The organism is Pedobacter miscanthi, from assembly GCF_003315595.1.
In the GTDB taxonomy this organism is placed as follows: Bacteria; Bacteroidota; Bacteroidia; order Sphingobacteriales; family Sphingobacteriaceae; genus Pedobacter; species Pedobacter miscanthi.
This window is the reverse complement of the sequence record NZ_QNQU01000002.1, coordinates 146,164-169,100: the sequence shown is the minus strand read 5'-3', so window position 1 is coordinate 169,100 and position 22,937 is coordinate 146,164. Positions and strand designations below refer to the sequence as shown.

The window sequence follows — 22,937 nt, the reverse complement described above, 5'->3', positions numbered from 1 at the left end:
TCTACACTTAATTAATCAATTATTAAGCTTTTTTTAATTAGAGAATGCGAATTTCATTTTCAATTACAAACCAAATATTAACCAAATATGAAATTAAAACTACTCATGCTGATGATAGCATGCGCTGTGGCTTTTAAAAGCTTCGGGCAGGGTGTCATCATTAAAGGAAGGGTTTTAGATGAAACGGGTAAGGGCTTACCCGGGGCAACGCTATCCTTAAAAGAATCTACCGTACGAACTTCCACCAACTCAAAAGGCGAATTCAGTATTACCGTACCTGATGCCAAAACCGCTATATTAAACGTAGGCTATGTGGGTTATAAAACACAGGTCGTTAATGTGGATGGTAAACAAACATTGGTTATCCGCCTGACTGAAGATGCCTCTAACCTGAACGAGGTAGTGGTAACCGCCCTCAACATCAGCCGCGATTCAAAGTCATTGGGTTACGCCAGGCAGGGCATCAACACCGACGAATTAACGGAGGCCAGGGATATCAACATCACCAATATGCTCGAAGGTAAAGTTGCCGGTTTACAAATCATCACCAGTGGTCAGGCTACCGGATCAACCAAGGTACTTTTGAGGGGTATTAATTCTGTATCGGGCAATAATGAACCACTTTGGGTAGTTGATGGTATTCCGATCGATAACTCACACGGACAAAACGGCGGTATCGGAAACCTCGATTATGGTAATGGCGCCAGTGCCGTAAATCCTGATGATATCGAGAGTATGGAGGTGTTAAAAGGACCCAATGCCGCTGCACTTTACGGATCGAGTGCGGCAAATGGTGCCATCTTAATTACGACTAAAAAAGGAAAGAAAAGTAAGGGTTTAGGCATTTCCTTTAACTCAAACGTAATGATGAATACCATTTCTGAGTATCCCGAATACCAGAATGTTTATGGTGAAGGCGCCGATAGCCACATGGCCAATACCAACCGGATTGATTTAACCAATCCCGCTGCACCAACCATGCGTATGGGTAACGATACCCGAAGTTTTGGTGCCCCCATGTTAGGTCAGCCTTATGCCTCTTATTCTGGTGTACCGGGCGAATACCGCCCACAGCCTAATAACGTAGTCGATTTTTATAATACCAGTTTTACTGGTGTTCAGAATCTTTCTTTCAGTGCCGGCGACGGGACTTCTTCTTTCCGTGCCTCTTATACTTATACCAACGGGAATGATGTAATAGAAGGGCAGAATATTGTAAACCGGCATAACCTGGCCTTAAATGGATCTAAAAACTTTGCGCCCTGGTTAAGGATCGATACCAGGTTGCAGTATTTTGATGAGAAAGTAGAAAACCGTGTTTCCCGAAATCTGGATGCAAACAGCCCGATGAATGCTGCATCGGTAATGATGAGGAGTTTCCGTACCAACGATTTAATCCCCTGGAAAGATGCCAGCGGAAATTCATTCGCCTACACGGCAACCAGCCAGCAGGGATACGAAAACCCTTACTGGTCGCTTAACGAAAACTACAATGCCGATAAAAAGAACAGGGTAATTGGTGGGGTAACCGCAACCATTGGTTTGTTAAAAGACCTTAAATTCAGGACACAGGTAGCGGCCGATCTTACATTTGGCAATGCCATGGTATTTATTGATAAAGGTGGCTTGAGGAATCCATTGGGCCAGTACCGCGAATTTACCGACAATAACCAGAACTGGAATATTGAAGGACTTTTTATGTATAATAAAACCCTTAACAAACATTTTACTGTATCGGCCAACCTGGGAGGGAACTTAAATAACCGGAATACTTTAAGGGTAACCGGGCAAACCAACTCCCTGCAGATCCACGATATGATGAATATGGCCAACTCGGCTGTACTGCCAACCATTTCCGAAAATCCATCTAAATTCAGGAAAAATTCTGTTTTTGGTACCGCAACCTTCGGCTACAATAATTATCTGTTCCTCGATGTAACCGGACGTAACGACTGGTCGTCATCTTTAGGCCCCGAGAACTGGTCGTTCTTTTATCCATCCGTAAGTGGAAGTTTTGTATTCAGCGATTTCTTTAAAGTACCCGCTAAATCCATTTTAAGCTTTGGTAAAATCAGGGCCTCTTATGCTAAGGTAGGTAAAGATACCAATCCTTATGCCTTGCGTTCTTCATTCCAAACCGATGGTATTTTTAACGGATTGCCAGTCCTGAACTACGAAAATACCTTTAAAAACCCTGACCTTAAACCAGAACAAACTTCTTCAACAGAACTTGGGCTCGAATTAAGGTTCTTAAACAACAGGCTGAGTTTAGACGCTACGGTTTATAAATCGAAAACCTCAAACCAGATCTTCGATTCGCAGGTACCTGTGGAAACAGGTTTTACCAACAGGATCGTAAATGCTGGTGAGATTGAAAACAAAGGGATGGAGCTTACCTTAAATGCCACACCTGTTCGTACTAAAAACGTCACCTGGAATGTAACCGCAAACTGGTCTGCAAACCGAAACAAGGTAGTTTCGCTGGCCGAAGGGATCAACAAATTCAGGTTGGGTGGCATCTATAATGTGAGTGTGAATGCCATTGTGGGCAGACCAATCGGCGATTTGCTGGGAATAGATTTTTACCGCGACGCCTCGGGGAAAGTAATTGTTAACGATGTGCCCAGTGCCGGTACTTCTTATGGCAGGCCATATCCCGACGCTGATGTATACCTTGGCAATTTCCAGCCGAAATGGTTAGGATCGATTGGTTCTAACGTAAGGTATAAAAACTTCGATTTCAGTTTTAACGTATCGGTTAAAATGGGTGGTAGCCTTTACTCAGGCAGTCAAACCCAGGCGAATTTCTTAGGTACTTCTTTAATGAGTATTGATGGCAGGGACGACTTTTATTTCAGTAATGTGATTTTGGGCGAAAGTGGAACCGAACTGGCAGGTGTTACCCAGCTTTATAATAAACCTTATCCCGATGCTGCCCGAAGAAAAGGGATGCAAACCGTGGGTTACAGCCCGAAAAGAGATGCAAACGGGAACCTGATCCTTGATGCCAATGGCCGTATGATTGCCGATAAAGTAAACGTAATCAGTGTAAATCCATTTATTTACTGGCCTAACGCACAAAATATGGCAAGTTTGATGATATATGATGCTTCTTATGTAAAACTGAACCAGTTGATTTTTGGGTTCACAGCTCCTTCGAGGTGGTTGCTGAAAAGTCCGTTCCAATCAGCAAGGCTTTCTTTCGTAGCCCGCAACGTATGGACGATCTATAAAAAGACCCCAAGGGGAATTGATCCCGAATCTGCCAATACCTCAGGTAATGCACTGGGGCTTGAACAGGGCGGGTCGTTGCCTTTTGTTAACTACGGATTCGATTTAAAAGTATCATTTTAAGGATAAAGAGAAATGAAAAAGATTATATATATACTCAGCTTTATGGCTATCGGGATGTTATCATCCTGTACAAAAGATTTTGAAGAAATTAATACCAATCCCGCACAGTTTTTAACACCCGATGCAGAACCCGTATTTTCGAGTACCGTAAAACGTACCGCCGACCTGATGGGGAACAACAACGTCGATTTTTTATGGGAATACACGCATATTATCAATAAAAGCGGGCGTTATAATGGTGGAAACGATAGCTACTGGCAACAAACCTATGTAGAAGTGCTGGGCAATCTAAAACAGCTCCGCGAACTGTATAAAAATAACCCGGGTTATGCTAACCGCATCCAGATCCTCAACATCTGGGAGTGTTATGTGTATGCCATGATGGTGGGAACTTATGGTCCGGTGCCTTATAGTAAAGCGCTTGAAATGACCCCGTCCGTAGAATACGATGATGAAAACAGCATTTATGCCAGTTTATTAAGCCGTTTAAAGGCAGCATCAGATGCGATTGTGGTTACAGGCGATAAATTTAGTCCGGATATACTTTACGGTGGCGACCTTACCAAATGGAAAAGGTTTGCCAATTCGTTAAGGTTGAGGCTTGCACTTACCGTTCAGTTGAATATTCCTGCCGCACAGGAAACCATTAAAGAAGTAATGGCTAATGAAACATTGTTAATGTCATCCGATGCTGATAATGCCAAAGTAATCTATTCTGCAGCAGAGGGTAGCGAATCGCCTTATTTTATCAAACTGCTTAAAAATGTAACTAATCCCGATCAAATGCCGAAAATGAGCGATTATGCCATGCTGTATTTCCGTCCCTACAAAGATCCGAGGATGCAGGCCTACTTTGAAGCTGTGGCTCCGGCCAATCAGTTTGTGATCACCGATACACTTTCGAGTGTTGCTGATGATACGCTAAGAGTGGTCAACTATAAAATACCATACATGGGTAATGCTAAAAGTACCTTTAATATCCCAACATGGAACCTGCCGGGTTTAAGTCCATTTAATGGCGCAAATGTAAACAGTTACAGTAATTTACAATCATCTATTCTGGCTGCCGCACACCCTTTTATGTTAATGGATTATGCTGAGGTTTGTTTTATGAAAGCCGAAGCCAGAGAACTGGGTTTGGGCGGTGCAAAAACATCAGAGCAGTATTACCTTGATGGGATCAATGCCAACTTCTCTTTCTGGGGTCTCGGAAATGCCGCTGCGGCTTACACTGCCGGTAACGGAATTAAATGGAATACTGCGGGTAAAGGATATAATAATTTCTGGGGGCTGGTTAATTCAGATATTCCACAGAACAACATGGCTAAAATATGGGTGCAGCGCTGGTTAAACTATTATCCTGATGGTGCTTACGAAGCCTGGACCTTGCAGCGCCGTACCAATAACCTTAAACTCGTTCCGCATACCAATCCGGCCAGCGCCGTATTGAACAACCCCTTCCAGGAAATTCCCGATCGCTGGGAATATCCGGTAATTGCTGAAAGAAACATCGAAGCTTACAGACAGGCGCTGGTAATTTTAGGCAGCCCGCAGGATTCGCCCGAAAAAGCACTAAAGTTTGCTGCACCTTACGTACACCGCAACTGGAGCCTGGCGCAACCGTTTTTCGATGCCCGTTTCGAACAGAAATGGTTTGGTAATACCATACAGGATTTAACGGCGGCAGGAGTAACTTATACTATAGTAAATAAATTTTTAAAGCCTTAACCAGATCAATATGAACTTCAGATTAAAAAATAGAACGGTTGAAATGGACAGCAATAAAAAATCAATGGAAAAATTAAATAGATACAGTTACCTGGGGCTAATGGCCCTGGTTACTTTCACTTTTGCCTGTAAAAAAGGCGGCGATCAGCCATCGGTGGATGATAATGTGCTCAATTATGAGATCGAAATCAAACCACCAACACGTAACTATATTCTGGGCGCATTTTATACCAATTTTGGTTCTGGTTTTAACGCCAACATCAAAGAGGTACCCAGCATTGGCAAATATGCCTATCCGAATGCGCTGCCGACCACCATTCCGGCTTCAGGCGTAAATGTAATGACGGAGCAGATTAACATGGCCAAAAAAGCAAAACTCGATTATTTTGTGTTTTCCGTACGTTCTGCAAACCTCGATTTTAATAATTACCGCAACGATTCAATTACGGTAAATGCATTTTTAAACGCACCGAATGCAAAAGACATGAAATTTGCTCTTTCCTATAACCTTAACACGGCCTCTTTAGGTATCAGCAATACCATTGCTATCGAAACACTGCCTGCAAGGCTTGAGTCTTTTTATAAGGATTTTCAAAGGATGGGGGCCGATCCCAACAGTTATTTTAAAAAGGATAATTACATGAAGGTTAACGGCAAAACTTTGGTAATCATCAATAATGCTCAAAATTTGAATGCAAATGATTGTCCGGCGGTGTATAAAGAAATCCGCAGAAGACTGTCGTTACTGGGTTTCGAACTTTACATTGTGGGCATGCAGGATCGCTGGTCGCCGCCACAACGTTTTTACTACCGTTTTCAGAACTGTGTTGATGCCATGTACGAGTACAACATGATTGATACCCGCGATTACGACCGTTACTTTTTGTTCTTGCAGAACGTAGATCAGGGATGGAAATACTGGAAAAGCATGTTGCAATCATGGAATATCGAATTTATCCCGAGCATTTCGCCTGCCTTTAATAACCTGATCACCAATCCGGCAAGCAGAAATCCAAACTTTTTAAGGAACGACGGTGGTTTGTTCTACAAAAAATTCTGTAATGTGGCCAAAAATAATGCCTCTGCCAGTGGATTGATCTTTATCGATTCGTGGAATAATTATAATCTCGATACGCAGATCGAATCAACGCAGGGTTACGGCGATTTATATTTAGATATTACGAGGCAGGAGTTTAAGTTGAATTAATTTCAGTTAGTTGGAAGACCGGGGACGGAGGTCCGAGGATTGGGCTCCCAAAAACGTCGTCATTTCGAGCGGAGTGCAACGAAGTCGAGAAATCTATCTAGGTAGATCTCTCCATTCCGCTGCGCTTCAGTCGAGACGGCCACCTTTGAAGGACCACTTTATAGGAGAATGTCATCCTGAGCGGAGCCGAAGGATTACCGTTAAAGATTCTTCACCATGTTCGGAATGAAAAAATATTACTTAACAAAAAAGCGCCTGGCAGACCTGTCAGGCGCTTCTTTTGATTATTGTTCCGGTTTAAAATCATCTGTCCTGAATGGAGATGCCGGCAGTCCCTCTTTATTATAAAGTGTTCCCTGTGGATTATCTGCCCAGTTGTAACGTACGGCAACCGGGTTTTCTATTCCTTTAGCCATAACCAATACCTTATTACCTTCGATTTTAGCCTCTGCCCATGCAAATTGGCCATCAGCGGCAGCAACGGCAAAACCTTTAAGCTCGTTCATTGCCTGAGTTCCTGGTCTGTATCCGGTTAATCCCGTGCCTGTATGATCAAAACTAAGCTCAATGATTTTGCCCTTAATTTTCATCTGTTTAAAAACAGGACCTGAATAAACCAGTTGTTCACCATAGGCAACTTTTCGGGCTGCCAATGATAACCTTATGCCTACATCCTTTTTATTGGTGGGATGAATGTCTGCAGAATCGCCAATATCTGTTATTACCGCCATTCCGGTTGCCTGTAATGCCAGTGTTTTTAATTGTGCTTCGCGTACCCATGGCCAAACACCTTCAGCAGGTTTTTTGGGTGCCTTTTTAAAATTTGCAAGTTGTACAAAGAGAAATGGAAAGTTACCCAGCGACCAGTTTTTTCTCCAATCGGCAATTAATCTTGGAAAAAGATTGCGGTATTCTATTGCCTGTTGAAGTTTATCCCCATTACTTTCGCCCTGGTACCAGATCACGCCTTTTATTCCATAAGGGATGATGGGATTAATCATTGCGTTAAAAAGACTTGAAGGCGCCGAAAAACCACCTTCTGGTGGTAAGGGAGCTTGTGGTTTAGGGGCAGAAGAGTTTTGATCAAAATTTTTGAGTTTTTCGCGGTATTCTGCTACTTTGCTGGGATAGGCCTGTTTTGCCAGTTCGAGATTCTCAAGAAGTTTTTGATGATCATTAATATAAGTATCAAAAGCTGGTGCAGTAGCCAGTGCCTGCTCACTTATCCAGGCCTGCGCAGGTGTTCCGCCCTTGTAACTTCCGATCATGCCAACTGGTGTGTTTTCATGCGTTCTGATTTCCTTCGCAAAATAATATCCGGTTGCCGAAAAGCCATGCCAGGCAAACTTAGGATCGGCCATGGCTTCCGGCGAACAAACAATCCATGTACCATTCCGGGATGCTGCAGAAGGATCGATATTTTCTTTAGGATTGATCGAAAATGCCATCGGAACATAAAACAACCTGATCATCGTATCCCGGGCATTGGCGATTGCTGCTTCACCACTTTTTTCCTTCTGTATTCCGAATTCCATGTTCGATTGTCCTGAAGCAAGCCATACATCGCCGATTACAATATTTTTTAACGTGATGCTGTTTTGTGCGGAACTGATCTGCATCTCAAATGGACCACCTTTACTGTAAGTATCCAGTTTTAAAAACCATTTCCCGTTTTGACCGGTACTGGCCTGGAATTTTTTCCCCTGGAATACAAGGGTTATTTTCTCTCCCGGATCGGCCCAACCCCAGATGGGTACCTTTATTCCACGTTGCAGAACCATGTTTTCGCCTATGATTGCCGGCAAACTGATTTTTGCTGAAAGGGGTTTAAAAAATAAAACAAGGCAAAGCATAAAAAGTGCGCTGTAGCCGTAAGAGGTTAGTTTTTTCATGTGATATGGTTATAAAAAACTAAGCTAAGCCGGTAACATTAACAATAGCTTAACAAAGTATTAAATCAGCTTTAAGCACTTGGAAATAATTGATTTTGTTATTTTTTTATTAATTAAAAATTAATCCCGAACCCTAATTTTATATACAATTAAATATAAACACGTTGGTTTCATCTATGTCTTTTTTGATAAAGGATGGAGGCCATAAATTAAATATATGGGCAGAAAAATATTTTTAAGGAGTTATCTTTTTTTGATAACCATCATGGTAAGTGCTGTGGCTGTCGAAGCGAAAATCAAAATCGCCTGTATTGGTGCCAGCATTACTTATGGCGCAGGTATAGCGAACCGCGAAACCAATGCTTACCCTGTGCAGCTTCAAAAACTGATGGGAAGTAATTACGAGGTACGTAATTTTGGCATCAGTGGTACCACATTACTTTTAAAAGGCGATCATCCCTATCAAAAAACAGCACAGTTTAACGAAACACTGCAATGGAAGCCCGATATTGTAATCATTGATCTTGGAGGTAATGATGCCAAAGCCATAAACCGGAAATACATAGCCGATTTTAAAAGTGATTACCTCAGTTTCATTCAAAAATTTAAACAGCTTCCCAATCACCCCAGGATTGTACTGTTAACAGCGATGGTGTCTTTTGTCAAAGATTCAGCGGGTATCTGGGATCCCGTGATTACGAAAAATATCAATCCATTAATACAGGAGGTCGCGTTTATAGCAAAAGCAGAGGTAATCGATATGCATGCTCCATTGGTTAACCATCAGGAGTTATTTTCAGATTTGCTCCATCCAAATGCCGAAGGCGCATCCATCATGGCCAATACCGTTTATAGCTGTTTAGCAATGAAAAGGGATGTTGCATTTAATATTTTCTCCAGATTATCCGCTCCGTTTAAAATTACCGGTTTTTTCGGTTACGAATGTGCCGATTTCGAGTACGTGGGCCGGAACTGCAAAATAGTTAAGCCGAAATATACTGCCAAAGGGCATCCATGGGTGTGGAGGGCACGTTTTTGGGCGCACGAACCGCAGGCAGATATCGCGCTGCTCGAAAAAGGCTTCCACATTGTGTATTGCGATGTAGCCGAACTGTTGGGCAACCCAACCGCTATCAATATCTGGAATGGCTATTACCATCTTCTGGTAAAAGCTGGATTGCATAAAAAAGCCGTTATGGAAGGAATGAGCCGCGGAGGCATATATGTTTTTAATTGGGCTGCCGAAAATCCTGATAAAGTAGCCTGTGTTTATGTAGATAATCCCTTATTAAATATTTCGAACTGGGCTAGCGATATATTGGAGAGCGGAAAATCAAATGATATGGTAAAAGCATTTATGGCTGATTTTGGTTTAAAAGACCTCACGGCAGTAAAAAACTTTAATAAAAATCCGACCGATCGCATAGCTGACATAGTAAAGGGAAAATACCCGATTCTGATTTTATGTGCCGATGCGGATGAGCAGGTTAAACCAGCCGAAAACACATTGGATTTTGAACGTAAAATTATCGCGGGTGGTGGACAAATTACCGTAATCCACAAGCCTGGTTTTGCACATCATCCCCATAGTTTGCCTAATCCTAAACCCATTGTCGATTTCATTTTAAAAGCCACAGGCAAGCTGCACAAAGATTAATTTTTTATAGTAATATTTTATTAAACACTTTGATTACGGGTTGGTAATATGTTGATTGTTAGGTAATAGTGTAGGTTGGTTGTTTTTTAATAACCAATTCGTTACAAATAACAGATTTCTATTAATTGTTTATTAATACTTTTTTAAGCCCTTCTTCTAAATTCACCTTCTGTTAAACTAACCAGATTAAACCTTTTTTTATGAAAAAGATTAACTACATCAGCAGCCTGATTGTAATCGCCGTTTTGCTTTTCAGCAACAGTTTATCTGCCAAAAAGCAGAAAGTCCTCATTTTTTGTAAAACGGCAGGTTTTCACCACAATGCCATTGCCGATGGCGTAAAAGCCATCATAAAACTAGGTGCAGAAAATAATTTCGATGTTGATAGCACCACAAATGCCAACAACTTTAATGCCGCCAACCTTAAAAAGTATAATGCCGTAATTTTCCTGAGTACGACAGGCGATGTATTAAATGATACACAGCAAAAAGCTTTTGAAGATTATATCCATCATGGTGATGCTTTTGTGGGCGTGCATGCCGCAACCGACTGCGAATACCAGTGGCCCTGGTATGGCAAATTGGTAGGGGCTTATTTTGCCGGTCACCCCAACCAGCAGGAAGCCGAACTGAACGTTATTGATAAAAATCACCTTTCAACAGAAATGCTTCCCAACTTATGGAAACGGAAGGATGAATGGTACAACTTTAAATCTGTTGCTACTGATCTGAAAGTGCTCATTACCATTAACGAGAAAAGTTACGATGCAGGCAAAGCCAAAATGGGCGATAACCACCCCATAGCCTGGTACCATGCCTACGATGGCGGAAGGGCCTTTTATACTGAACTGGGCCATACCGAAGCTTCTTATACCGAGCCATTATTTCTTCAGCATTTATTGGGCGGAATTAAATATGCACTTGGCCGAAAAAAATAACCACAACACAAACAACAAATGAAAAAAAACAAAAAAATTGTAATAGGTATACTGGCGCTTTCGAGTTTCATTTATACCTGTAAAGTCACCCAAACTGCCCTTAAACGCGATGCCGATGGAAAAATCATCGTTAACACCAATCCATCTTCGGCTTATCTTTCTCCGGAAGAAAGTATGAAAACGATCCACCTGCAAAAAGGATATCATTTAGAACTCGTGGCCAGTGAGCCGATGATACACGAGCCTGTTGCCATTGTTTGGGACGGAAACGGAAGGATGTATGTTGCAGAAATGAATACCTATATGCAGGATGTAGACGGTACAGGGGAGATGAAGGCCGTTTGTTCGGTTAAAAGGCTGGAAGATACAAATGGCGACGGAAAAATGGATAAATCGGTCATTTTTATCAACAATCTGGTACTGCCTCGGATGATTTTAACACTTGATGACCGTTTGCTGGTGAACGAAACCAATTCTAACAACATTTACAGCTATCGCGATACCAATGGGGATGGCGTAGCCGATGAGAAAAAACAGGTATTTAATAACGATGCCATTAATACAGGTAATCTTGAGCACCAGAAAAGCGGTTTAATCTGGAACATTGATAATAAAATATATGTTACGGTAGAAAATGCGCGCTACAGTTATGAAAACGGACAGATTAAACGCGAATTTTTACCAGAAGGCGCAAGCGGACAATGGGGGCTTACCCACGATGATTATGGCCGGTTGTACTTTTCTGCTGCCGGTTCCGAAACCCCTGCTTTAAACTTTCAGCAGAATCCGGCTTATGGCAGACTTGATTTTAAAGACCAGTATAACGACGAATTCCAGGCAGTTTGGCCGATTATTTCTACCCCGGATGTACAGGGTGGAGTGAATCGCCTCCGTCCGGATAGCACCCTGAACCACTTTACGGGCTGTACCGGGCAATCTATTTTCAGGGGAACCGCTTTACCGAATGATGCACGGGGAGATCTGTTTATTTGCGAACCGGTTGGCCGTTTAATCCGCAGGGCAAAAGTGACCAATACTGCCGGAAAAATTACCCTGACCAATGCTTATAACAAAGAAGAATTTATTGCTTCTACCGATATGAATTTCCGTCCGGTTAATAGTGTAACCGGTCCGGATGGAAGCCTTTACATTGTGGATATGTATCGCGGAATCATTCAGGAAGGAAACTGGACAAAACCGGGAAGTTTTTTAAGAAGCAAAATCGTGCCTCGTGGATTGGATAAAAATATCGGCCGAGGCCGCATCTACCGGGTGGTTTACGATGGGATCAAACCCGATAAAAAACGTCCGCAGATGTTAAACCAACCCGGCAGCGAACTGGTAGCTTATCTCGAACATCCAAATGGCTGGTGGAGAGATAATGCACAGAAAATATTGGTGGTACGCGGCGATAAATCGGTTGTTCCGGCCTTAAAAACTATGGCTACTACTTCTGCAAATCCGCTTGCCCGTATCCATGCACTTTGGACGCTTAATGGCTTAAAATCTCTTGATGAGCCAACCTTAAACCAGGGTTTAAAAGATAAAGATGCTACGGTGAGGAAAACCGCGGTTTGGATCTGCGATGAAAAATTGAGGGAAGGCAACACCAGTTTATTAAGTACGCTTGCCACACTTAAAAACGATCCGAACGAAGATGTGCGTTTTCAGCTTGCACTGAGCCTGCGTTATGCAAAATCAGATCAGTCGAAAACCTTATTGGCAGATGTGCTGGCACAGAATAACAATGTTCCGGTTCTGTTAGAATCGCAAAAGAAATACCAGTCGGCCATTGATGCCAAAGCCGCTTCGGAGCGTAATGCCAAATTAATGGTAGAAGCCGACCGTAAACTGGTAACCGAGGGCGGATTGATTTTTAAACAGCTTTGTGCCACCTGCCACGGTGCTGACGGAAAAGGTGTTTCCATCGGAGGCAAAGATATGCCTGCGCCACCGCTTGCCTCATCAAAAGATGTAACCGGCGATCCACAGAAACTGATCAAAATTTTGCTTCACGGACTTTCGGGGCCCATCAATGCTAAAACCTATCCTGATGTAATGCCCGCTTTGGGTTTTAATACCGACGATTATATTGCTTCGGTTTTGAGCTACATTCGTAACGATTTAGGCAATAAAGCCAGCACCATCAAACCTGCTGATGTAAAAAAAGTGCGCGATTTACATGCTTCACGTACCAAACCGTGGACAATTACCGAACTCGAATCATCTAAATAAACCTATAAAAAACACTATGCCAAACATTCAAACCAACAAATTATTTTGGGCAAGTTGCATGGCCCTGCTTGTTACCTCGCTTTCTTTCGGAATCAGGGCGGGCATGATGGGCCAGCTTGCCAATGAGTTTCAGCTTAATGCCACACAACTGGGTACCATTACTGCTACGGCTTTCTGGGGGTTCCCACTGGCCATTATCATTGGCGGTTTCATTGTTGATGCTGTGGGTATGAAACGCCTGCTGGTTGCTGCTTTTGTATTTCACCTGGCAGGAATAGCTTTAACCATTTTTGCACAGGGTTATTGGAGCCTGTTCCTTTCTACCTTGCTTATCGGCATTGCAAACGGAACAGTTGAGGCGGCCTGTAATCCTTTGGTGGCCACTTTATTTCCCGAAAACAAAACCACAAAATTAAACCACTTTCACTTATGGTTTCCCGGTGGCATTGTAATCGGTACGCTCGTAGTAACACTTTTTGTAAAAGTTGGTTTGAGCTGGCAATGGCAGGTAGCAGCCATGTTGCTCCCTACACTGGTTTATGGTTTTCTGTTTTCCAGACTCGATTTTCCTAAAACCGAACGTGTTACCTCTGGTTACAGCACTTCCGATATGTACCGTGCCGTATTGTCGCCACTTTTTATTTTTATGTTCATCTGTATGTTCGGCACGGCCATTACCGAACTTTTTACCGGACAATGGATTGGTTTGCTGCTTAAAAACGTAACCGACAATGCTTTGCTCTTGCTTACCCTTACTACAGGTATTATGGTTATCGGCCGTGCGTTTGCCGAACCGGTTGTACATAAACTGGCACCACAAGGTGTTTTACTGTTATCGGCCATATTTGCTGCCAGCGGATTGTATATGTTGAGTACGCTTACCGGAAATTCAATTTTCCTGGCCGCCATTGTATTTGGGATTGGTGTATGTTATTTCTGGCCTACTATGATCGGTTTTGTGGCCGAAAACATCCCGGGTTCAGGGGCATTGGGCCTTAATTTAATGGGTGGGGCAGGCATGTTCGCGGTATCCATTTATACCGTATTTATGGGCAGTTTTTATGATAAGCTGATCGTGAAACACCTTCCGGCGGGTGCCGATCTTAAAGTGTATTCAAAAGCATCAGAAGGTTCACTACTGGCACAGGATCTGAACGAGGCCAAAAATATGGCCGGACCTGAAATTTTGCAGGCCACACTGGTAATCCCGTTGATACTGGTACTGGCTTTCACCGGATTATTGCTTTATATGCGCTCCAGGAAACTTCGGGCTACAAAATCTTTACATGTAATTTAAACAAGCTTCTATACCAATTTACGATAACCTTTAATCCATAAATGAAGAACCTATTCAGATCCTGTATTGCCCTCTCCAATATTGTATTGCTCTCTCTTAATGCCTTTGTTGCCCATGCACAAGAAAAAAATAACGATGGAGCCGGAAACCTCAGATATATTGATCCACGTATTGGTAATGTGGGTCAGTTGTTGCAGCCAACCCGGCCAACCGTGCAATTGCCCAACCAGATGATCCGCATGTTTCCGCAACGTACCGATTATATGGACGATCAGATTTCGAGCTTCCCCCTAAATATTGTTTCCCACCGTTTGGGCGAGGTATTTTCCATCAAACCATCTGTAAAAAAGATTGAGCTGGCAAACTGGAAAAATCAGCTTACCTACGATTACGATCTGGAAGTAACCCGGCCTTGGTATTATAGTACCTTTTTGCTTGATGATGAGGTGAATGTTGAATTTGTACCCGGAAAAAAGACCGGTTATTACCGTTTTGTATTTCCTGCAAATGCACAGAAAACGCTGTTGCTGGGCACGTATAACCCGGGTGAATCGGCTTATAAATTCATTTCCGATACCGAAATAACCGGCCTGGAAACCTATCATGGCAATGTTAAGGTATATTTATATGGTGTTTTTGATGCCGGTGCAAGTTTTGGCGTAATTAAAGGCGGTCAGGTGGTAAATGAGCGTGCCATTGATGGTAAAAGTGTAAAAGCCTGGGTCAGTTTTGACCAGGATAAGGCAAAAAACATCAGTTTTAAATATGCCATTTCTTATATCAGTGCTGCGCAGGCTAAAAAGAACTATGATGCAGAATTTACAGGACAGAGTTTCGAAAGCATTAAAACGCAGGGTGAAAATGCCTGGGCAAAAGTAATCAACCAGATCCAGACGGCCGGAGGTACAGAAGCGCAAAAACGTTCGTTTTATACCGCACTTTACCGTACCTACGAGCGCATGGTGGACATTACCGAAGATGGCCAGTATTTTAGTGGTTACGATAACAAAATCCACCAAACCAGCCGTCCATTTTTTGTTGATGACTGGGCATGGGATACCTATCTGGCACATCATCCGCTCCGCGTAATCTTAAACCCGGCACAGGAAGAAGATATGCTTAATTCTTATGTAAACATGTACAGCCAAAGCGGCTGGATGCCAACATTTCCGGTACTTTTTGGCGATCACGTGTGCATGAATGGTTTTCATTCTACCGTAAGTTTTCTGGATGCCCATCGTAAAGGACTGAAAAATTTCGACATGGCCGAAGCTTACAAAGGCATGTACAAAAATGCAACCGAAGCCACCATGTTACCCTGGAAAAATGGCCCTAAAACCGAACTGGAAGAAGTATATTACCAGAAAGGTTATTTCCCTGCTTTACATCCGGGCGAAAAGGAAACTGTTGCAGAAGTGCATAACTTTGAAAAACGCCAGGCGGTAGCCATTACTCTCGGACATAGTTACGACGATTGGGCTTTGGGCGAACTGGCCAACGATTTAGGCAAAACAGCCGATTATAAAAAATTTAACGCCCGTGGACAGAACTACCGCAATTTATGGGATCCTAAAAAGCAATTATTTATGCCGAAGGATAATAAAGGCAACTGGATCAATATCGACCCTAAATTTGATGGCGGAATGGGCGGTCGTGATTATTACGATGAAAACAACGGCTGGACTTATGTTTGGCAGGTACAGCATGATGTGAAGGGTTTGATTGGCTTATTCGGCGGAAGCAAAAACTTCGAAGATAAACTCGATCAGCTTTTCAGGGAGCCGCTTGACAGGAGTAAATATGAATTTAATGCTAAATTTCCTGACGCTACCGGCCTGGTAGGTCAATATTCGATGGGTAACGAACCAAGCTTCCATATTCCATATTTGTATAATTTTACTGCTTCACCATGGAAAACGCAGAGAAGGGTACGCTTTTTATTGGATACCTGGTTTAAAGACAATGTTTTCGGTATTCCCGGCGACGAAGATGGTGGCGGTATGACGGCTTTTGCTGTATTTTCTTCTATGGGTTTTTATCCACTTACTCCAGGTATTCCAACCTATACCATCGGAAGTCCTGTTTTTGAAAAAGTGAGCATCACCTTACCTAATGGAAAAACATTCCGTGTAATTGCCAATAACAGTTCGGTGGTGAACAAATACATACAAAGTGCCAAACTGAACGGAAAAGAATTAAATACGCCCTGGTTTACCCATGAGCAACTGATTGGCGGTGCTACTTTAGAACTCGAAATGGGGCCAAAACCGAACAAAAATTGGGGAAATGGAACTATAAGCCCAGGCAAATAATGAAAAGGAATACGATATTATTAATCATGTTATGCTTTGCTTATACGGCAAATGCACAGCTTAAACATAGCGCTGCCAGTGCGTTTAAAAGTTATAAAGGTTTGGTAATGGCCGGTTACCAGGGCTGGTTTAATGCGCTGGGAGATGGCGGCCAACGCGGCTGGAACCATTATGCCGGAGCCAAAGGTTTTGCGCCAGGCAGCATTAAAATTGATGTATGGCCCGATGTTTCAGAATATAAGAAGACCTATAAAACCGCTTTTCAGCATGAAGATGGAAGCCCGGCCTACCTTTTTAGTTCTTACGACGAATCGACCGTTCAGTTGCATTTTAAATGGATGGAGCAGTATGGTATTGATGGTGTATTTGTGCAGCGTTTTGTTTCGAACCTTAAAAATACAAAGAGTTTGGCGCACAATAACAAAGTACTTCGTTCTGCGCTCGATGCGGCAGGTAAACACAAACGGGCCATATCGCTGATGTACGATTTTTCGGGCATGCAGGAGGGCGACGAAGGGCTGGTGATCAGCGATTTTAAACACCTGGTAGATAGTTTAAGGCTCACCACCCGTGGAAATAAACAAAGTTATTTATACCATAACCAAAAACCATTGGTTGCCCTTTGGGGCATCGGGTTTAACGATAAAAGGCGTTATACGCTAAAAACCATCACCAAAATTATGGATTTCCTTCAGCACGATCCTGTTTATGGCGGTTGTTCTTTATTGTTGGGCGTACCTACCCAGTGGCGTGAGCTTAAAGGCGATGCTATTGCAGATCCCGAACTGCTCGAAGTATGCAAAAAAGCAGATATTATCCAGCCATGGTTTGTGGGGCGTTTTAAAGAAGAAAATATCCCGGTAATGATGGAACGGATCAAGGCCGATATAGCCTGGTGCAAAGCCAATCGGCTAGATTTTGTTCCGGTAGTTTATCCCGGTTTTAGCTGGCATAATATGAAACCCAATTCCCCATTTGATCAGATCCCGAGAAACAGGGGGCAATTTTTCTGGAAACAGCTTTCGGGTGCGATCAATAGCGGTGTAGAAATGGTTTATGTAGCCATGTTTGATGAGGTAGACGAAGGAACGGCCATTTTTAAGGCTTCCAAAAATCCACCTGTCGGAGAGAACCGTTTTGTGAAATTCGAAGAAGGCATACCAAACGATTATTACCTCTATCTGGCTGGTTTTGCATCAAAAATGCTCAAAAAAGAAATTCCATTCCAAAATAATATTCCTCTCCCGAAATAGCGAAATGAAGACTTTATTTTCAATCTTCCTGGCATTGTTGTGCCTGAACGCGAGGGGGGCGTTAAAATTACCGGCTTTGATCGGCGATCATGCGGTGCTTCAACGCGATGCCAAAATTCCCGTTTGGGGATGGGCCAATCCCGGAGAAAACGTCAGTATTTCTTTTAAGGGAAAAAGCTATTCAGTAGTTACTGCAGCGGATGGGAAATGGAATATACAACTTGCTGCGGCCGATGCTGGTGGACCTTATGAAATGAACATCAGTAGTTCAGACCAATCAATTACACTTCACGATATTTTAATTGGCGATGTGTATTTATGTTCAGGTCAGTCGAATATGGAATATGGTATTGATAAGGATTTATATAACAAAGATATACTGGCTTCAACTAATGTAAAAATCAGGCAATTTAAAGTAAACAGACAGGCTGCTGATACGGTGCGGAACGATATTCTTTTACATACAGGATGGCTAAGTGCATCGCCTGCAACATTGGGCAGGTTTTCAGCCGTGGCTTACTTTTATGCAGCGGCTTTGTTCGATAAGTATAAAGTGCCCATTGGTGTAATCAACAGCAGTTATGGTTCATCATTGGCCGAAGCCTGGATCAGCAGGGAAGGACTGGCAGATTTCCCCGATTTTTTAAAACAGCCAAAATTACCTTCCGAGCAATCGAATCCAACCCTTCTTTTTAATGCCATGTTATCACCACTTACCGATTATAGTGTGAAAGGTGTATTGTGGTACCAGGGTGAGTTTAATGCAAACAGGGCTTTTCAGTACCGCAAATTATTGCCTGCGCTGATCAGCGACTGGCGTAAACATTTTGATAAGAAAAATCTGCCTTTTATCATTGTGCAACTACCAAATTACAATAAAGTACAGCCACAGCTTAATGGCAGTGCTATCGCCGAGTTACGCGAAGCTCAGGCCATTGCTGCCACAATGCCAAACGTTGATTTTGTAACAACAATTGATATCAATAGCAATGGCGATCTGCATCCCAAAGAAAAAAAGCCAATTGGGATCCGGGCTGCGCTGATGGCGCAAAAACTCATCTACCACGAAAAATTACAGGCCTCTGGACCACGCTATGCTACCTTAAAAATAGAGGGGAATAAAGCCATTATCGGATTTACCAACCCTTCTAGTCAGATAAAACCAGTTGATTCGGTAAACAATTTTATTATTGCCGGGGTTGATGGGAAATTCTTTCCGGCCAGGGCTACAATTGTTAAAAATACGGTTGTAATGTCCAGTCCCAACGTACCAACACCTGTAGCGGTGCGCTATTGCTGGGCCGATAATCCACCTGATGTTAATTTGTATAACCTTGAAGGATTACCGGCAAGTCCTTTTCGTACCGACGATTGGCCCGGACTTACCGCTCCAAAAAATACCAAACCAAACAAACCATGAAGCAACCAAATTTAACCTTAACGATATTATTTATACTTTTTCCTTTTGTTCCGCTATTTGCCCAAAAAAGTATAAACGAACACTTTGATAGCATCCAAAAACTCGAAACTACCGGGCGTGGAACAGCCAGAATAGAACAGGGTGTTTTAAAAACGAAAGCTATCGATGTTGCTTTTGGAGATTTGGAAGCCAGCGATTATGAAGTGAGTTTTAAAGCCCGAACGCCAGAAAGTGAAACACAGGTTCAGATATGGGCTGGTTTCAGGGCTTCATCACGAAATGATAAATATATTATTGGTTTGAGGGGTGGTATCCAGAACGATTTATACCTGGCCAGATTGGGTTACATGGGAACCGACGATCATTTGGCGCTCCGCCACCTTGATTTTAAGCTTGTTCCTGGTCAGTGGTACAAATTCCGGATCCAGGTGGTAGGTAACAGGATCAAGGTTTTTCTGGAGGATATAACACTTCCGCTTATTGATGTGAAAGATCCGTATACAAAGTTTTCGCCAAAAGGAAAAGTAATCCTTGGTGGAAGCTGGCTGGCAAACGAATTTGATGATTTATCGATCAAACCATTGGCTGCTGATGCTTTTAAAGATGATAAAGTGCAGGAATATGCTACTCCATTGGTAAATAAGGTACAAAAAAGAGTGCAGGAGCGCGCTGCTTACAAACCGGTAAAGGTGGGCACACTGCCAAACGGCAGGACCAGTCTCTCGCTCACCGGAAAATGGTTATTTGCTCCGGGATATGAAATCAGCGATCCCCTAAAGGCAATTTCACCCGAAAGTAGCGATGAAAACTGGCATGTAATGACTGTACCACAGTTTTGGAATCCGAACCGGGAGTGGTTGCATGGCGAAAAGTACAATACCGCAAGTAAAGGTGTTGCCGATAACCATTACCAGAAAGAAATTGAACGGTGCGAAGCCTATACCTTTGATTATAAAAAAACGGATGTCGGTTATTACCGCCAATGGATCGAACTCCCGGCCGAAGTTGAAGGCAAAAACCTCGAACTTGATTTCGATGCAGTATCAAAGGTAGGAGAGGTTTTTATCAATGGAAAAAAAGCCAGTGAGCCGCATATTGGCATGTTTGGCGCTTTCAAAGTTGATGGAACAGGCTTGTTGAAACCAGGCCGCAACCTGATTGTGGTTAAAGTTTCGAGGGATTTTGTAAAGGATATTAAAGATGCCGATAAAGTAACCGATGTGGCCGTAACCGTGCCCATTACCAATAAAATGATCAAAGATTTAGCGCATGGTTTTTATAACGATGATCCTGCGGGCATCTGGCAACCTGTATCACTGATTATTTCCGATCAATTAAAGATCACCGATGTATTTATCAAACCGAATTTAACCGGTGCAGATATCGAGCTTACTGTAAAAAACAATACTGCTAAAAACAGTGCATTCAATCTGGCTACATCAATAGTTGATAATCAAGATCTACGCGCATTATTTGCTGGTGAAGCCTTGAAAGATCAAAATTTGAATGCTGGTGAAGAAAAGGTTTTCAAATACAGCATCAGTGGTTTGAAACCTAAATTATGGTCGCCGGCCAATCCCAATCTTTATAATTTTAGCTTCATCTTGAGTAAAGGCAAGCAGGAAACTGATCGTTTAACGATAGAATCGGGCTTCAGGACGTTTACCGCTAAAGGCGATTATTTTTACCTGAACGATAAACCCTACTGGCTGCGCGGAGGAAACCATACGCCAATGTCGCTGGCACCAAACGATACTTTATTGGCCAATGCATTTTCTAAACTGATGCACGATGGCAATATTGCCGTTACTCGCACCCATACTGCACCTTATAGCGAAGTTTGGATGAATGCTTCCGATCATCAGGGTGTAGGGGTGAGTTACGAAGGTGGCTGGCCGTGGCTCATGATCAACAGCAGTATGCCAGATACTAAACTAATCGACCTTTGGAAGAACGAGTTTTTCGACCTGATCAAAAAGTACCGTAACCATCCTTCGCTTTTATTCTGGACGGTAAACAACGAGATGAAATTTTATGATAACGATCCTGATATGGAACGGGCGAAACTTAAAATGAAGATCATTTCGGATGTGGTGAAAAAAATGAGGGAGATCGATCCCACCAGGCCCATCAGTTTTGATTCCAATTATATCCGTAAAGAGAAAAAATTTGGAAAAGACTTTTATAGCACCATTGATGATGGGGATATCGACGATCAGCATTGGTACCTCAACTGGTATCACGGCTCCATCTTTTCCGAATTTAATGGTGAATGGCAGCAGCGTTTCAAAAACCCGGGCAGACCGTTGATTAGTCAGGAGTTTTCTACAGGATATCCTTCCGAAACCGGGCACCCGACACGTTTTTATACTTATGTACATCAAAACCCATCTTCATTGGTGGGGAATTATGCTTACGAATATGCCGATCCGAAATATTTTTTAGAAGCACAATCATTCATCACCCGCGAATCGGCTGAGGCAGTAAGACGCACCAATGATAAAGCTGCGGGTATTTTGCATTTTGCGGCATTAACCTGGTTCAGCAATATTGAAGATGCCAAACTGCTTAAACCCGAGCGCACTTATTACCAGATGAAAAAAGCTTTGCAACCCGTTTTGCTTTCTGCAGAGTTATGGGGAAGACATTTTTTTGCTGGGGCAACCTTGCCTGTCCGTTTTTATGTAGTTAACGATAGTGAAGATGGAAAAGCCATTTCCCAAAGCACTATTCAATGGTCAATCGAAGATAAAAATGGAAAAGTATTAAAAGAAGGCAAAGAAACAATGCCTCCTGTTGATTACTATGGACGCAAATGGATTGCACCAAAAATCAATCTTCCTGAAAACCTTTTTTTAGCGAAAACGGATGCTAAACTGGTGGTCAAACTTATCGAAAACGGGAAAATAATCTCTGCAAATGATTACGAAATAACCATTGCCGATAAAAATTATATTAAAGCCGTAGAAATTAATAATTCTAAGATCGTTTTGGTTGATCAGGGAGGTAAAATTGCTCAGCTCGCTGCAAATTCAGGTTTAAAAGTGACTATTGCTGCTGATGTTGATGCCGCGGTAAAACAAAAACCAAATGTACTGATTTTAAGTGGAGTGGATTCAGTAAATACCTCAGCTACAACAGCTGCTGCTATCCGAAACTTTGTAAAAGATGGCGGTAAACTATTGCTTTTAAATAGCGGAAGTCTGGCTTCAGTGATATTTCCGGAGCAGATTAGAAGTATAGTAAAAGAGCAGGGCGAAATTGTTTCGATGGAAATTCCTGAATCAATTGTTTTTAAAGGAATTGAACCAATGGAACTGCGCTATTTCAACAATAACGAAAGGCAGAACCCAACAGTGAGTTCGGGTGCTTACCGCATTAACCGAGATACGGGTGTAGAAGCCCTCGCCGCATTTACCAAGGTGCATGGTTATCTCGAAGGAAATATAGACCAGCGTACCAAAACTCTAGATGCCATCAGGGGATTTCCGGTTGTAAAGGTAACCGATAAAGGAACCGCAATACTTTCTGAAATGTTGCTAACCAAAGGAAATACCGATCCGATTGCCGCAAAGCTTTTTGTAAATATGGTGGAGGAGTTGATTAAGGTGAAAGACTAAAGCTAAAAGACCAAAGTGAAAAGA

The 22,937-nt window shown here is 42.5% G+C and carries 12 protein-coding genes; 11 read left to right on the top strand and 1 reads right to left on the bottom strand.

All coding sequences use genetic code 11. The features are described 5' to 3' along the window. Positions 1–87: 87 nt before the first annotated feature. The 3 genes from DRW42_RS02705 to DRW42_RS02695 are packed head-to-tail and all read left to right on the top strand — an operon-like array spanning position 88 to position 6,289. The gene (locus DRW42_RS02705; protein ID WP_113947307.1) at positions 88–3,354 is read left to right on the top strand and encodes a SusC/RagA family TonB-linked outer membrane protein; all 3,267 of its coding nucleotides are present in this window, start codon (positions 88–90) and stop codon (positions 3,352–3,354) included. 12 nt (positions 3,355–3,366) lie between these two features. Further along, on the top strand, positions 3,367–5,082 hold the full coding sequence (locus DRW42_RS02700) for a SusD/RagB family nutrient-binding outer membrane lipoprotein (RefSeq protein WP_113947306.1): 1,716 nt from the start codon (positions 3,367–3,369) through the stop codon (positions 5,080–5,082). A gap of 10 nt (positions 5,083–5,092) precedes the next feature. Next, positions 5,093–6,289 carry a glycoside hydrolase family 99-like domain-containing protein gene (locus tag DRW42_RS02695; RefSeq protein WP_113947305.1) on the top strand — a complete coding sequence of 399 codons (1,197 nt, stop codon included), beginning with the start codon at positions 5,093–5,095 and terminating at the stop codon, positions 6,287–6,289. Positions 6,290–6,573: 284 nt separating this feature from the next. Here DRW42_RS02695 and DRW42_RS02690 read toward each other — a convergent pair whose 3' ends face one another. After that, positions 6,574–8,181 (bottom strand): sialate O-acetylesterase, encoded by a 1,608-nt coding sequence (locus DRW42_RS02690; RefSeq protein WP_113947304.1) that lies wholly within the window; start codon positions 8,179–8,181, stop codon positions 6,574–6,576. A gap of 217 nt (positions 8,182–8,398) precedes the next feature. Here DRW42_RS02690 and DRW42_RS02685 point away from each other — a divergent pair, with 217 nt between their 5' ends. The 8 genes from DRW42_RS02685 to DRW42_RS02650 all read left to right on the top strand — a co-directional run bounded on the left by DRW42_RS02685 (position 8,399) and on the right by DRW42_RS02650 (position 22,913). After that, positions 8,399–9,838: a GDSL-type esterase/lipase family protein gene (locus tag DRW42_RS02685; RefSeq protein WP_113947303.1), complete on the top strand. Its 1,440-nt coding sequence runs from the start codon at positions 8,399–8,401 to the stop codon at positions 9,836–9,838. 200 nt (positions 9,839–10,038) lie between these two features. Then, positions 10,039–10,776 carry a ThuA domain-containing protein gene (locus DRW42_RS02680; RefSeq protein ID WP_113947302.1) on the top strand — a complete coding sequence of 246 codons (738 nt, stop codon included), beginning with the start codon at positions 10,039–10,041 and terminating at the stop codon, positions 10,774–10,776. A gap of 18 nt (positions 10,777–10,794) precedes the next feature. Then, positions 10,795–13,011 (top strand): DUF7133 domain-containing protein, encoded by a 2,217-nt coding sequence (locus tag DRW42_RS02675; protein ID WP_113947301.1) that lies wholly within the window; start codon positions 10,795–10,797, stop codon positions 13,009–13,011. A 16-nt stretch (positions 13,012–13,027) separates the two neighbouring features. Continuing rightward, entirely contained in the window at positions 13,028–14,308 is a 1,281-nt protein-coding gene (locus DRW42_RS02670; protein ID WP_113947300.1) for an MFS transporter, read from the top strand. A 41-nt stretch (positions 14,309–14,349) separates the two neighbouring features. Then, on the top strand, positions 14,350–16,620 hold the full coding sequence (locus DRW42_RS02665) for a GH92 family glycosyl hydrolase (RefSeq protein ID WP_113947299.1): 2,271 nt from the start codon (positions 14,350–14,352) through the stop codon (positions 16,618–16,620). After that, a complete protein-coding gene (locus DRW42_RS02660; protein WP_113947298.1) occupies positions 16,620–17,873 on the top strand; it encodes a glycoside hydrolase family 99 protein in 1,254 nt (417 codons plus the stop codon). Before DRW42_RS02665 ends, DRW42_RS02660 begins: the two co-directional genes overlap by 1 nt. Before the next feature lie 4 nt (positions 17,874–17,877). Beyond that, a complete protein-coding gene (locus DRW42_RS02655) occupies positions 17,878–19,293 on the top strand; it encodes a sialate O-acetylesterase (RefSeq protein WP_113947297.1) in 1,416 nt (471 codons plus the stop codon). Beyond that, a complete protein-coding gene (locus DRW42_RS02650) occupies positions 19,290–22,913 on the top strand; it encodes a glycoside hydrolase family 2 protein (RefSeq protein WP_113947296.1) in 3,624 nt (1,207 codons plus the stop codon). The genes DRW42_RS02655 and DRW42_RS02650 overlap by 4 nt, the downstream gene beginning before the upstream one ends. Positions 22,914–22,937 lie beyond the last annotated feature (24 nt).

Coding starts and splice junctions, on each gene's coding strand:
- DRW42_RS02705 (WP_113947307.1), top strand. CDS start 88: ATGAAATTAAAACTACTCATGCTGATGATAGCATGCGCTGTGGCTTTT.
- DRW42_RS02700 (WP_113947306.1), top strand. CDS start 3,367: ATGAAAAAGATTATATATATACTCAGCTTTATGGCTATCGGGATGTTA.
- DRW42_RS02695 (WP_113947305.1), top strand. CDS start 5,093: ATGAACTTCAGATTAAAAAATAGAACGGTTGAAATGGACAGCAATAAA.
- DRW42_RS02690 (WP_113947304.1), bottom strand. CDS start 8,181: ATGAAAAAACTAACCTCTTACGGCTACAGCGCACTTTTTATGCTTTGC.
- DRW42_RS02685 (WP_113947303.1), top strand. CDS start 8,399: ATGGGCAGAAAAATATTTTTAAGGAGTTATCTTTTTTTGATAACCATC.
- DRW42_RS02680 (WP_113947302.1), top strand. CDS start 10,039: ATGAAAAAGATTAACTACATCAGCAGCCTGATTGTAATCGCCGTTTTG.
- DRW42_RS02675 (WP_113947301.1), top strand. CDS start 10,795: ATGAAAAAAAACAAAAAAATTGTAATAGGTATACTGGCGCTTTCGAGT.
- DRW42_RS02670 (WP_113947300.1), top strand. CDS start 13,028: ATGCCAAACATTCAAACCAACAAATTATTTTGGGCAAGTTGCATGGCC.
- DRW42_RS02665 (WP_113947299.1), top strand. CDS start 14,350: ATGAAGAACCTATTCAGATCCTGTATTGCCCTCTCCAATATTGTATTG.
- DRW42_RS02660 (WP_113947298.1), top strand. CDS start 16,620: ATGAAAAGGAATACGATATTATTAATCATGTTATGCTTTGCTTATACG.
- DRW42_RS02655 (WP_113947297.1), top strand. CDS start 17,878: ATGAAGACTTTATTTTCAATCTTCCTGGCATTGTTGTGCCTGAACGCG.
- DRW42_RS02650 (WP_113947296.1), top strand. CDS start 19,290: ATGAAGCAACCAAATTTAACCTTAACGATATTATTTATACTTTTTCCT.